Annotated in this window: 1 protein-coding gene; it reads right to left on the bottom strand. The window is 42.0% G+C overall.

Annotation, left to right across the window (positions count from 1 at the left end):
* Positions 1–281: 281 nt before the first annotated feature.
* The coding region (locus JWG39_RS16070; RefSeq protein WP_205220448.1) for a hypothetical protein at positions 282–602 on the bottom strand (321 nt) is incomplete at its 5' end.

Genomic DNA, 602 nt, shown 5'->3' with positions numbered 1-602 from the left:
ACACAGAACCTATAATGTCAAATATGATGGTAGAAATGAAGATATAGCCTCAATAAACACCTCTGAATGGGACGTTAATTTCGAGTAATCAGAGAGTTAACGTGGCCCGACCCCGTTCGTCTCCCGTACCCCGTTCGTCTCCCGTTCGTCTCAGATTCCTGCATTCCTCTAACGGGTATGAGGCTCCGCTGGTCTTTGAGATGATGCAGGAAGCTGCGTAGTCTTGTGTCCGGAAAAGTATTGACACATCAGGATAGAAAAATGGGCAGTTACACAATTTCTTAGAGAGATATTTCAACCCCCTCAAAAGACACACCAGACAGCTCTATCTCCTCATCCAAATCAACGTCGTCGAATTCTCCCAATTCTGCTCTTTGATTTTCAGGTATATCAGCGACTGTAAATAAACTGTTTACACTCGTTTCACAATTACCGTCATTATTAATATCAGCATCTAAGAAAACAAAGAGAGGGGCTGTATTGATACTCAAATTATAATCTGAGGTATTGTTGCCAAAAGGATCGACCTTGACGTAATAGATCTCTCCTGAGGTGAGATTATAGGATATAGATTCACTGGAACTTCCACCCGAATATGAGGA

The sequence above is a fragment of the Desulforhopalus vacuolatus genome (assembly GCF_016918505.1).
In the GTDB taxonomy this organism is placed as follows: domain Bacteria; phylum Desulfobacterota; class Desulfobulbia; order Desulfobulbales; family Desulfocapsaceae; genus Desulforhopalus; species Desulforhopalus vacuolatus.
This window is presented reverse-complemented; position numbering and strand designations above follow the sequence as displayed.